Annotated in this window: 11 protein-coding genes; 3 read left to right on the top strand and 8 right to left on the bottom strand. The window is 65.7% G+C overall.

The window, feature by feature from the left end; genetic code table 11:
* Positions 1-268: 268 nt before the first annotated feature.
* The 6 genes from CGR01S_RS12135 to CGR01S_RS12160 all read right to left on the bottom strand — a co-directional run bounded on the left by CGR01S_RS12135 (position 269) and on the right by CGR01S_RS12160 (position 6306).
* Positions 269-1633 carry a YfjI family protein gene (locus tag CGR01S_RS12135; RefSeq protein WP_042427327.1) on the bottom strand — a complete coding sequence of 455 codons (1365 nt, stop codon included), beginning with the start codon at positions 1631-1633 and terminating at the stop codon, positions 269-271.
* Positions 1634-2518 carry a plasmid partitioning protein RepB C-terminal domain-containing protein gene (locus tag CGR01S_RS12140; protein WP_042427330.1) on the bottom strand — a complete coding sequence of 295 codons (885 nt, stop codon included), beginning with the start codon at positions 2516-2518 and terminating at the stop codon, positions 1634-1636.
* Positions 2515-3414 carry a plasmid partitioning protein RepB C-terminal domain-containing protein gene (locus CGR01S_RS12145; protein WP_042427333.1) on the bottom strand — a complete coding sequence of 300 codons (900 nt, stop codon included), beginning with the start codon at positions 3412-3414 and terminating at the stop codon, positions 2515-2517. Before CGR01S_RS12145 ends, CGR01S_RS12140 begins: the two co-directional genes overlap by 4 nt.
* The gene (locus CGR01S_RS12150) at positions 3411-4970 is read right to left on the bottom strand and encodes a recombinase family protein (RefSeq protein ID WP_042427335.1); all 1560 of its coding nucleotides are present in this window, start codon (positions 4968-4970) and stop codon (positions 3411-3413) included. Before CGR01S_RS12150 ends, CGR01S_RS12145 begins: the two co-directional genes overlap by 4 nt.
* A 138-nt stretch (positions 4971-5108) precedes the next feature.
* Complete coding sequence (locus CGR01S_RS12155; protein WP_042427338.1) at positions 5109-5576, bottom strand: hypothetical protein; 468 nt, start codon at positions 5574-5576, stop codon at positions 5109-5111.
* Between the two features lie 100 nt (positions 5577-5676).
* On the bottom strand, positions 5677-6306 hold the full coding sequence (locus tag CGR01S_RS12160; RefSeq protein WP_042427341.1) for a type IV toxin-antitoxin system AbiEi family antitoxin domain-containing protein: 630 nt from the start codon (positions 6304-6306) through the stop codon (positions 5677-5679).
* A 136-nt stretch (positions 6307-6442) separates the two neighbouring features.
* On the opposite strand from CGR01S_RS12160, the gene CGR01S_RS12165 reads away from it, so the two are divergent.
* Positions 6443-7558: a Fic family protein gene (locus tag CGR01S_RS12165; RefSeq protein WP_042427344.1), complete on the top strand. Its 1116-nt coding sequence runs from the start codon at positions 6443-6445 to the stop codon at positions 7556-7558.
* On the opposite strand, the gene CGR01S_RS17140 is transcribed toward CGR01S_RS12165, so the two are convergent.
* A complete protein-coding gene (locus tag CGR01S_RS17140; protein ID WP_245616801.1) occupies positions 7540-8106 on the bottom strand; it encodes a helix-turn-helix transcriptional regulator in 567 nt (188 codons plus the stop codon). The two genes, CGR01S_RS12165 and CGR01S_RS17140, sit on opposite strands and share 19 nt — an antisense overlap.
* On the bottom strand, positions 8087-8554 hold the full coding sequence (locus tag CGR01S_RS16905) for a helix-turn-helix domain-containing protein (protein ID WP_174435703.1): 468 nt from the start codon (positions 8552-8554) through the stop codon (positions 8087-8089). Before CGR01S_RS16905 ends, CGR01S_RS17140 begins: the two co-directional genes overlap by 20 nt.
* Before the next feature lie 291 nt (positions 8555-8845).
* Here CGR01S_RS16905 and CGR01S_RS12180 point away from each other — a divergent pair, with 291 nt between their 5' ends.
* Both CGR01S_RS12180 and gshB read left to right on the top strand, forming a co-directional pair.
* Entirely contained in the window at positions 8846-10036 is a 1191-nt protein-coding gene (locus CGR01S_RS12180) for a benzoate/H(+) symporter BenE family transporter (protein WP_042427348.1), read from the top strand.
* Positions 10037-10080: 44 nt separating this feature from the next.
* Complete coding sequence (gene gshB / locus CGR01S_RS12185; RefSeq protein ID WP_042427398.1) at positions 10081-11043, top strand: glutathione synthase; 963 nt, start codon at positions 10081-10083, stop codon at positions 11041-11043.
* The last annotated feature ends 66 nt before the right edge of the window (positions 11044-11109 follow it).

An 11109-nucleotide genomic window follows, 5' to 3' on the forward strand; every position in this document is an offset into this window, starting at 1 on the left:
CGGAGTGGCTCCGGCCTGCGCGCCCATCCGCCAGGGTGACCAGTCCGGGCCGGAGCGGCGCGCGGGGCACTTGGCGGGAGTCGTCGGAGGCGGGAAGCATCATGGTGGCTGGTCGTTGGCAGGTGCGCGTATGAACGCGCTATTCCGTCGAAGAGCCAAGTAATGGGTCGAACCGCTGGGCGAAAAGAGCGAAATCAGCGAAATGAGAAGCCCGACAAGCACTTGCGGGCGATTCGATGCGGCGAAACGAGCGAAATGAGCTTCACCGCTACGCGGGCCGGTACACCCGCGTTGGCGTGCCCGGCGCGTCGGCTGGCCGCTCGACCCACTGCACGCTGATTTTGGGCGGCGTGCTGCCCAACAGGTGCTCCAGGCTGGCGTCGATCCGCGCCTTGGACACCTTGCCCCGGAAGCACTCCGCGCTGATCTGGCTGCGCGTGGCCTGGCCACGCTCGCGGAGGAAAGCCAGCACGCGGTTCGACAGTTCCAGCACCTGCGTCAGTTTCGCTTCCTCGGCGGCGCTGACGAACACGAATCGGACGGAGGCCGTGGCGTGGCGAATCCACGCCATCGCCGCGTCGACGTGCCGGGCGTCGATCCGGGTCTGCAGATCGGTCAGCGCCATCAGCATCGCCAACCGCAGCAGCATCGGGGCGCGGCGCTCCAGCACCGCGCCGACGACGCCATCGCCGAGATCGTCGCTCAGCTCACCACGGTAGAACTGGGCGTAGCGCCAGTGGGCCTGCGGCGAGAGTTCCATCCGAAGATGGTCGCGCTCAACGTGCCGGTCGGCGCGGACGAAGGCCAGCACCTCCAATGTTCGACGCGCCAAATCCTCGACCACTGCCTGCGGCGTTTCCTTCGGGAACGGCAGCATCCGCGTGCGCTCGGCCCAGATCATCAGGAAGCGATTGGCGAAGCCGTTGGTGAGTTCGCGCGCGCTCATCAGGCCGGTCAGTTCGCTGGGCGAGATCGCACCGCTCAGGCAGAGGTGCGGCTGGCTGGCGTAGAGGCGGTTCGACTTGGTGGCGGGCTTGAGATCGACACCATCCCAACAATCGCGCAGCGCCGCCGACAACGTGTTGCCGTCGCGCCGCCCCTGATGCAGCACGTTGGCGAACTCCGACTCGACCACCCACAGCCGCTTGTCCTCGATGGCGGGCACGTCCTGCCGACCTTGCCGGTAGCCGTCGTGCATCAGCGCCACCAGTCCTTCGCGGCTGGACAGGCCGCCGCGATGAATCTGCGGCGCGAAGGCCTCGTCCATCGCGCGCAGCGCCTGATCGATGCGCAGCACCAGCGACACCGCGTCGCCCTTGCGGCCACGGCCCGAGCGCCCGACATGCAAGCAGAACAGCCGCGCGTGGTGGCGGGTGTTGCCGACAGGCAGGTACACGCCGCGCCCGACCGCGCAGGACAGATAGGCCATGAAGTTGGCGGCGATGGCGACTGCGTTGGTTTCCGTGCCTTCGCTGCCGGCATGGGCCACGTCGCCGGTCAGGCCATGCATGCACGCCGGATCGGCCACGGGCGCGTTGCGATGCGCGACCATCGCCGCCTCTCCGCCGTCATCGGCATCGTCCGGCGGTGATGTGGCGTGCGGTCGGTGAATGGCATCGCCGATCCGTCGCATTCACTTTCCGTCCAGCGCCACGGTCTGGATGATGTTTTCGAACTCGGCCAGCACGTCGGGCTGGCGCTGCGACAGGAAGCGGAACACCGCCTTGTTGTCGATCAGCTTGCCGAGATAACCGCGCGCCAGCACGAGCAGCAGCACGTCCTGACCGTAGGATTTTTCGACCAGCTTCAGTTGCCCTTGGATGTTTCCCATCTCGCGCTCCATCTTCACCATCTGTTCCGCCGTGACGCCGGATATCTTCCGGGGCCGCTTCTCGCTGACCAGCAGGTGCGGCGGCGTGGCTGCGAGAAGGGCTTCGGCGTAGGCGACCGTCATGTTGTTGGCAGTGAGCATCAATTCCACGCACTCGACCTGCCGGGTCGGTTTGAGTTTGCGCAGCACCGAACCGAGGTTGGCAGAGAAGTGCTGATCCTTCAGCATCTCGACCGCCTCCGGGCAGATGCCTTCGAGCAGGCTCACCTTCTTGTGGATCTGGCTGATGTCCACGTTCAGCGCCTTGGCCAGCCGCTCGGGCGAAACGCCACGCTCGACCGCTCGCCGAAGCATGTGGTGCTCCTGAATGGACGAGATGCGGTTGATCCGGTTGTTGTAGGTGTAGCTTTCGTCGTCGGTAGCGATCAGGCACGGTGCGTCGACGTAGCCGAGCTGCCGCAGCGCCAGCAGGCGCATGTGCCCGTCGAGCAGGATGTGCTGGCCGGTGGCCTTATCGGCTTTGCCCACGCTCAAGGGTTCGATCAGTCCGACTGCTTCCATCGAGGCCATGATCTGCTTGAACTTTCGCGAGGTATTCAAACCCTCCGGCGTCTTGCGCGACGGCAGAATCCGATCCAGCGCAAGCGTGATCGGTTCTGGGATGAACCCCAGTGGTGGTCGGCTCATGCCGCGTGGCCTCCGGCCCAGACGCGCTCGGCCAGTTGCTTGGGCAAGGTGTCCAGTCCTTCGGCGCGAAGTAGGTTGGAGAAGTGCTCGTCGGCCAGCAACTGGCGCAGCGCCTCGATCACGAACAGCAGGCGCTGCTGGGTGAATTCGGCCTTCTTGACCATCAGCTTTTGCCGCTCGACCTCGTGCTGGTAGTTGCGCACGAGGCTGGAGGTGGTGACGGACGCGCCCTTGCGCGTGGGCCGATGGGCCAGCGTTTTGCCCAAGGTGCTGCGCCGCTGAAGGACGCGCCGCGCCTGCATCAGTTGTCCGCCGCGCAGTTGGCCGGTTTCGTAGGCATCCTGCAGCGCGGCCTGCACCTCTTCTTCGTCGCTTGCGCCCGCGATGGTGATGGCGACATTGAGTGGAACCCTTCCGGCCTCGACGGCGGCCAGTAGGCGTTCCTCGCTCTTCTCGAAGAGGAGCAGGATGCCTTTGATGTAGTCGAGGCTCAGGCCGGTTTTCTGGGCGATGACGCGCTTGTCGTAGCCCTGCTGGCTCAACTGTTCGATGCTCATCAGCAGTTCCAGCGCACTGTATTTCCTGCGGGCGATGTTCTCGGTCAGGCTCATGATGAAGGCGTCTTCGTCATTGACCCGCACCACAAGTGCCGGAATCTCTTTCTCGCCGAGCGACTTGAACGCCTTGAGCCGTCCCTCACCGCAGATCAGCAGGTAGCGTTTGCCGTCTTCGAGATCGTCGCGCGGCGTGACCGTGACCGGCTTCTTCAGGCCGATGTTCTTGATGTTGCCGACGATCTCCTCGAACACGCGGCCGTTGCGGTCGCGTGGGTTGAGCACCGCGATCTGATCGACCGGGATCATTTGCAGCTCGGTGGCGTGGTGCATTTTGCTCATGCGACTCTCCTCAGACGGCTGCGCTCGGCCATGCCGTAGAGGTAGTCCAGGCTGTCGAAGCGGTAGCTCTCGAATTCGAGGCCGTTGTGATCGGCCAGGTGAATGCGCGGCTGGCCGAAGTCCAGACGCGGCAGCAGGTAGTAATCCAACGCAGCCTGATTGCTGTCATCCAGACGCACGGCGACCGTGATGTCGGGCGTCAGGCTGGTATCGAAGCGCACCTTCCAGCGGCGGCGGTCGTTGTCCAGCAACTGGCAGCGCGATAGCACCAGCGAGACGGTGAACTCGCGGTTGACCGTGAGCAGGTCGGTCGCCGGATCGCGCATGACCGCGCCGCCGACCTCGGCGATCATCCGCTCGGTTTGGCCGACGATCTCTGGGTGGAGGCGGCGCAGGAACTGGTTGACCTCCAGATACTGGTAGTCCCGATCCGGCGTGAAGCCCACCGTCTGGTAGGCGCGGATCAGGCTGCCGAAGCGATGCGCGTAGGCCGCCGCCGACGGCATCCCCTCGGCCTCGTCGATGATCAGGCCGGACAGGTAGCCGTGCTGCTGGAAGAGCCGCCGCAGCTTCTCGATCAGTTCCTCGTCGCTGAAGCGGTGGGCGCGTTCGCGCAGGATGCCTTGCGCCGTGTAGAACAGGTCGGGCGGCACGATGCCCTCGAACGCGCCTTCCTTCTTGATCCACATCTCCGGGCGGTTCACCACGCGTACCTTCTTGAGCTTGAAGGAGCGCCGGTTGTAGATGTTGTTGCCGATGTATTTCTCGTTGGACAACACCTCGCGCACCGAGGCCCGCGTCCAGTCGCGCCCGAGGTCGGTCTGGATGCCACGGGTGTTGAGCCGGTCGGCGATTTCGGATTCGAACAGGCCGTCCTCGACGAACCAGCGGTAGATCTGGTTCACGACGGCCACTTCCTCGTCCGGGCCAGGCTGCAGGATCACGCGGTCGGTTTGCAGGCTCTTGTGCTCACCACGGGAAAGCTGCCCCTTCACCGAGCCGGACTGGTCGATCAGCACGCGTCGTAGACCGTAGCCCGCTGGCCCGCCTTGGCGGAATCCGAGTTCGATCAGGCGGCACTGCCCGGCGAACACCTTGGCGGACAGCTCGCGGCTGTATTCGCCTGCCATCGCGCGCTTGACGCCCTTGACGATGGTGGACACCGGCGAGCCGTCGTTCTCGAACTGCTCGGCGCAGTAGGCGACCTGGATGCCGGCGCGGCGGCAGATGTATTCGTAGTAGGCGCTTTCGTCGGCGTCCTGGAACCGGCCCCAGCGGCTCACGTCGTAGACGAGGATGATCTGGAAGTCGGCCTTGCCCGCCTGGACGTCGCCGATCAGTTGCTGGAGCGCCTGCCGACCGTCGATGCGCAGACCGCTCTTGCCCTCGTCGGCGTAGGTGCGAACGATGTCGATGTTGCGCCGGGCGGCGTACTCGCGGATTTTGTCGGCCTGGTTCTCCGTCGAGTATTGCTGGTGCTCGGTGGACATGCGCACGTACTGCGCGGCGCGGAACACCGGCCCCGGCGGGCTTATAGGCGATTCGTTCGATTGCATAGACCCGGTCACTCCGTGATTGGCGATCTCGGGTCTGCCGCCCCTTCAATGGACGCGCCGCCGCCGCACGGCGGCAACGCACACGGTTGGAATCGTTGCCATGCAGGATGTTCGAGAGAGCCCGTTTTGGAAGCAAAGTTACGGACGAATCGACGAGGCGTCGATCACGTCCTCTCTTGACACGTCCATCTTGCACGGACACGTCACGCAGACCGGCGTGATCTCGACGACCCACGAGTCGCCGTTTTCCCTCGGCAATGCCGGATGCCGCGTGATGCGGTACAGACCGCTCGGCAGGTCGCACGCGTCCATCTTTGCAAGATCCCCGTTTCGGCCTTGATCCCGCGACCGCTGCTGCTCGTGGTTGCGTTGTGCGTATTCGGGCCGAGCGTCACGGTAGTTGCGCCAGTAGTCCTGATTGCGCTGCGACCACGCCTGCTGCGCGGCGCGCTGGTTGATCCGGTAGTCGAGATCGGACTGGAGCTTGGCCCGCTGCCATTGGCGCTTGCGAGCGCGCTGGCAGTCGGGCGCGGAACAAAAGGATTGGTCGGGAACTTGCGGGCGTGGTTCGAAGGGTTTGCCGCAGCAGGTGCAGTGTCGGGTCATCGTCGGGTCTCCATGCAAATCCGCACGGAAGCCGCGACCGATCACCGTCGCCGGATGATCACGCGGGCGATCAGGCGCTCATGGGAGCGAGGCCGCGCGATTACTCATGGGCGACCACTTCCATATAGGGCCGCATCACATTGGCGACCCGGCACACCTTGGCGTACCGCCACAGATCGTCCGCCGACGCCTTGCGCGCCATCCAGGCATCTTTCAGCGCCTCCATCGCCACATCCAGGCCGATCTTGTTGCGGTGCTTGAAGCAGTCCACGACCGTCTTGGCCGCGCTGTAGACCCGCAGCGTCACGCCGTCGCCCCGGTGTTCCTCGATGCCTGCTGCGTGGGCATCGCCCGTCATCTGCGTCATCCTGATCGGCGGCCAATCGATGCGGGGCGCGTGGCAGCCGCGCGGCATGGCGATCCAGACATGGCGTGGCAGTTGGGTGGTCAGCCCGTGGAATTGCAGCGCCGTCAGCAGGCAGAACACGGCCTGCGGCGCCTTGGCCGCCACCACCATGAGGCCTTCGTGTTCCGAGATCGGATGACCGGGCAGGCGATAGAGGCCGCGCCCGACCCTGTCCAGCAGGCCAGCGGCGATCAAGCGCGTCAGGACAACCCGGGGCGCGTCGATGGCGTCCAGATCGCTGGCGCGCAGCAATCCCTTCTGGCTGGCCAAATCGAGCACGCGCTGGCTGTGGGTGTTAGCGGGTATGGCCGTTTCGTGTTCCATATATTCTTCAAATGTAGCAGTTTGGAGAAAAATAGGAACATCGCAACTGCCGGATGCGGCGATTGGTCGCCACATTCGCCGCACATCACGCGGAGAATGACTTGCCCTTGCGACGAATAAGGTGTTTAATCTCCGCATGGATAGCGGAGAAAAACTTTACATCTGGCAGGCCGACGACTGGCCGAAATGGCGCTACGACCTGGCCGCGCTGACCGGGCCGCTGACCGAGGTCAGCCGTGCCCAGGGCGTGCTGCTGGGTCGCCTGGCCGACGTGGGGTTGGCGCTGCGCGACCAGGCCAGCCTCGCCGCGCTGACGGAGGACGTGGTCAAGACCAGCGAAATCGAAGGCGAAGTGCTGAACGTCGAATCGGTGCGTTCGTCGATTGCTCGCCGTCTGGGCGTGGACATCGGCGCGGTGGCCCCGGTGGATCGGCACGTCGAAGGCGTCGTGGAGATGGTGCTCGATGCCACTTCGCGCGCTGCCTCCCCACTGACCGCCGAGCGCCTGTTCGGCTGGCACGCCGCCCTGTTCCCGACCGGGTACTCGGGCATGAATAGGCTCACCGTGGGCCAGTGGCGTGACGATGCCGCCGGGCCGATGCAGGTGGTTTCCGGCCCGGTGGGGCGACGCAAGGTTCACTTCCAGGCACCGCCCGCCGATGCGCTGCCCGCCGAAACAGCGCGCTTCTTGGCGTGGGCCAACGCGGACACCGGCGAGCCCGCGCTCATCAAGGCCGGGCTGGCGCATCTGTGGTTCGTGACGCTGCACCCCTTCGACGATGGCAACGGCCGCATCGCGCGCGCCGTGGGCGATCTGTTCCTGGCCCGCGCCGACGGCAGCCCGCAACGCTTCTACAGCCTGTCGGCGCAAATCCAGCGCGAGCGCAAGGACTACTACGACGTGCTGGAGCGCACGCAGAAGGGCACGCTTGACGCCACCGGCTGGCTGTCGTGGTTCCTCGACACACTCGGGCGCGCGGTCGCCAGCGCGCAGTCCACGTTGGACGCCGTGCTGGTCAAGGCGCGCTTCTGGCAACGCTGGGCTGGCACGTCGTTGAACGAACGGCAGGTGAAACTGCTCAACCGCCTGCTCGACGGCTTCGAGGGCAAGCTCACCAGCAGCAAGTGGGCGACCATCGCCAAGTGCTCGTCCGACACCGCGCTGCGCGACATCACGCAGTTGCTGGACCTGGGCGTGTTGAAAAAATCGCCCGGCGGCGGGCGCAGCACCGGCTACGAGCTGGCGGACTGAAGTGCATCGATGGGTATGCCCGCACCGCTGCGGCACGGGCGCAAGTGATGCACCTCCCAGCGGAAGATTTCTTCGATGCTGAAACGGATGACGTCACCGTTCGCCATCCTGTAGAAAGGAATGCCGAGCCGGTGGCGTTCCTGATTCTGGTGAAGCCAGTGAGCGGGCAATCCAGTGATGTCGGCCACCTCCTTGGCGGAGTAGAAAATCTGATCGCGCCGACCGGGTCGCTGCTGCATCATCTGCTCGATGGCGTCTTCGCGCGCGGTGGGCGAGGATTCGGACAAGGCGCGTCCGGCGCTGGATCTCCACGTCACCTGCGCCTTGCGCTCGAAGGCCTCGACCTCCATCAGGAGGTAGCGGACAGACCTGCCGATGTGCCATGCGGGCGGGCCGATGCCCTCCGAACGCCAGCGTTGGAGCGTCTTGGGCGAGAGGTTCCACCTCGAGCACAGCTGCGTTTCGTTGAGAACCGGATACTTGATTGGCGGTTCATCCGGGCCGGTGTCGGCGCGGCGGGCAGTGGAGTCAGCCTTGGGTTTCATCATGCGCCTCCGTCAGGGCGGCCTCGGCCGCCGCAAGGCTGCCGTACTGCGCGATGAGCGCGAAGGCCTCGTTGAGGTAGTACCGCTTCGGCTCGGGCGCGGCTGGCACCTGAGGTTCGACGACGGGCGTCGCCGTCGTCAATGGCGGCAAGGCAGCGTCGTTGGGCATCCCCTGGCGGTTTGCCTGCTCATAGGCCACGATTTCAGCCACCGCGTAGCGGACGGCCTTGGAGAGCTTGAAGTACGGTGGGCCGCGCTCTTCGCTGCGCCAGCGTTGCAAGGTCTTGATGCTGATGTTCCAGCGCAAGGCAAGTTCGGTTTCGGTGAAGGCGGGTTCGGTCAACATGGCGCTCCTTTCGTCGTTCGTGCCGGGCATTACGGCGGCGATCGCGACGAAAGCCAAGTTGCAGGCCCGGAAGCGCCCGGCATTGGCGACGGCTGCGAGTGCCAATCGGCCTCTCTGAACTTCCGGTCGTGGGCATGTGCGGGGGCGCGGAATCCTTCCCCGGAATCGCGCGCATATGGCGGGGTTTCCGACCCGTGGCGAGGCACAGCGGAGAAGCGGGTTTCGTTTCTTGTTAAACTACGCCACCAGATTTGAAAAAAACCAACCCTTCCCGGTTGGTTTTTTTTTGCCTGTGCCGCCCCTTGTACACCCCAGGCCGGGTTGCCCGGAGGGGTTGGGCAGCGCCGTGCGCGCCCGTCCCGGGTGCCGCCGACCCGGCGGTGCGAGAATCCGCCCATGCGATTTTTCCAAGACTTGAGCCTCTCGGCACTGACGGCCGGCTTTGTGGCTGTGCTGGTCGGCTTCACCAGTTCGGTGGCCATCGTGTTCCAGGCAGCGCAGGCCTTCCAGGCGACCCCGGAGCAGATCACCTCCTGGATGTGGGCCCTGGGCCTGGGCATGGGGCTGTGTTCGGCCATTCCCTCGCTGTGGCTGCGCAAGCCGGTGATGGTGGCGTGGTCCACCCCTGGCGCGGCCGTGCTGGCCACCGCCGGCCTGGCCGGCGGGTTCAGCATGGCCGAAGCGGTAGGCGCCTTCCTGGTATGCGCTGCGCTCATCACCCTGGCGGGGGCCACGGGCTGGTTCGAGCGGGTGATGAACCGCATTCCCATGGAGATTGCGTCGGCCCTGCTGGCCGGGGTGCTGGCGCGCTTCGGGATCGAGGCGTTCGCGGCGGCGCAGACGGCGCTGCCCCTGGTGCTGCTCATGCTGGGCACGTACCTGGTGGCGCGCAGACTGGCGCCGCGCTATGCCGTGGTGCTCACGCTCGCTGCCGCAGTGGCCTACGCTGCCGCGCGCGGCCAGATGGCCTGGTCGGCCGTGGCCTTCGAGTTCGCCCTGCCGCAGTTCACGGCACCGCAGTTCACGTGGAGCGCGGCCGTGAGTCTGGCGCTGCCGCTGTTCGTCGTCACCATGGCGTCGCAAAACCTGCCGGGTGTCGCCGTGATGCGCGCCACGGGCTACCAGATGCCGGTATCGCGCCTGATCACCGTGACCGGCCTGGCGACCCTGGTGCTGGCGCCTTTCGGGGCGTTTGCGCTCAACTTCAGCGCCATCACTGCAGCCATCTGCATGGGGCCGGAGGCGCACGAGAACCCGCACCGCCGGTACACGGCCGCCGTCTCGTGCGGTGCCTTGTATGTGGTCATTGGCATTTTCGGTGCCGTGGTCACGGGCCTGCTGACCGCGTTCCCCCGCGAACTGGTGGTGGCCATTGCCGGCCTGGCCCTGCTCAGCACCATCGGCAGCGGCTTGCATGCCGCGCTGCGTGAAGAGCCCCACCGGGAGGCCGCGCTGATCACCTTTCTGGTCACGCTCAGCGGCGTGGTCATCGCCGGCGTCGGCTCCGCCTTCTGGGGTGTGGTCGCGGGCAGCCTGGCCCTGCTGGTGCAGGAGTTCGCGCGCCGCCCCGCGGCGCGCGTCCGCTGAGGTGGGCTGGCGCCCGCCCGAAACCTTTTTTCAGGATGTCCTCCATGCAACTGCTGTTCATTGCCGATCCTCTTGAATCCTTCAAGACCTACAAGGACACGACGTTCGCGATGATGCGCGAGGCCCAGCGCCGCGGCCACACCATCAGTGCGTGCCTGCCGCAGGATGTGATGTGGGAGCGCGGGGCGCCCGTGCGCGCCCATGTGCGCGATATCGAACTGACCGGGCAGGCGCAGGAGTGGTACCGGGTGCGGCAGGAGCGCGCCGAGGCGCTGGCCGGCTTTTCTGCCGTGCTCATGCGCAAGGACCCGCCGTTTGACAGCGAGTACTTCTATGCCACCCACCTGCTGGAGCAGGCCGAGCGCGAGGGGGCGCGCGTCTTCAACCGTCCCCGTGCCTTGCGCGACCACCCGGAGAAGCTCGCCATCATGGAATTTGCGCAGTTCATCGGCCCGACGCTGGTCACGCGCGATGCGCGCGACATCCGGCGCTTCCATGCCGAGCACCGGGATATCATTCTCAAGCCGCTCGATGGCATGGGCGGCATGGGCATCTTCCGCGTGGGCGCCGATGGGTTGAATCTCGGCAGCATCACCGAAACGCTCAATCGGGGCGGCGCACAAAGCCTGATGGTGCAGAAATTCCTGCCGGAGATCGCCCAGGGCGACAAGCGCGTGCTCATCATCGGCGGCAAGCCGGTGCCCTTCTGCCTGGCGCGTATCCCGCAAGGCGACGAAGTCCGGGGCAATCTGGCTGCGGGCGGCAAGGGCGTTGCGCAGCCGCTGTCGGCGCGCGACCGCGAAATCGCCGAAGCACTGGGCCCCATCCTGCATGCCCGGGGCCTGCTGCTGGTGGGGGTGGATGTGATCGGCGATTACGTCACGGAGATCAATGTGACGAGCCCGACCTGCTTCCAGGAAATCCAGCAACAGACCGGCTGCGACGTGGCCGCCTTGTTCATAGATGCCCTGGAGGCAGAGCTGGATGCGGGGCGGCCGGGGACTTAGGGCGCCGGACGCAGCGAAGGCATTTGCGAGGGCGTGCAAGAAAATTCTTCGACTTCTTGCTCCCCC

The sequence above is a fragment of the Comamonas granuli NBRC 101663 genome, assembly GCF_000739995.1.
GTDB lineage: Bacteria > Pseudomonadota > Gammaproteobacteria > Burkholderiales > Burkholderiaceae_C > Simplicispira > Simplicispira granuli.

What these genes read in the sequence shown, in the direction of transcription:
- CGR01S_RS12135 (WP_042427327.1), bottom strand. Translation starts at nt 1,633, where the DNA reads ATGCGACGGATCGGCGATGCCATTCACCGACCGCACGCCACATCACCG.
- CGR01S_RS12140 (WP_042427330.1), bottom strand. Translation starts at nt 2,518, where the DNA reads ATGAGCCGACCACCACTGGGGTTCATCCCAGAACCGATCACGCTTGCG.
- CGR01S_RS12145 (WP_042427333.1), bottom strand. Translation starts at nt 3,414, where the DNA reads ATGAGCAAAATGCACCACGCCACCGAGCTGCAAATGATCCCGGTCGAT.
- CGR01S_RS12150 (WP_042427335.1), bottom strand. Translation starts at nt 4,970, where the DNA reads ATGCAATCGAACGAATCGCCTATAAGCCCGCCGGGGCCGGTGTTCCGC.
- CGR01S_RS12155 (WP_042427338.1), bottom strand. Translation starts at nt 5,576, where the DNA reads ATGACCCGACACTGCACCTGCTGCGGCAAACCCTTCGAACCACGCCCG.
- CGR01S_RS12160 (WP_042427341.1), bottom strand. Translation starts at nt 6,306, where the DNA reads ATGGAACACGAAACGGCCATACCCGCTAACACCCACAGCCAGCGCGTG.
- CGR01S_RS12165 (WP_042427344.1), top strand. Translation starts at nt 6,443, where the DNA reads ATGGATAGCGGAGAAAAACTTTACATCTGGCAGGCCGACGACTGGCCG.
- CGR01S_RS17140 (WP_245616801.1), bottom strand. Translation starts at nt 8,106, where the DNA reads ATGATGAAACCCAAGGCTGACTCCACTGCCCGCCGCGCCGACACCGGC.
- CGR01S_RS12180 (WP_042427348.1), top strand. Translation starts at nt 8,846, where the DNA reads ATGCGATTTTTCCAAGACTTGAGCCTCTCGGCACTGACGGCCGGCTTT.
- gshB (WP_042427398.1), top strand. Translation starts at nt 10,081, where the DNA reads ATGCAACTGCTGTTCATTGCCGATCCTCTTGAATCCTTCAAGACCTAC.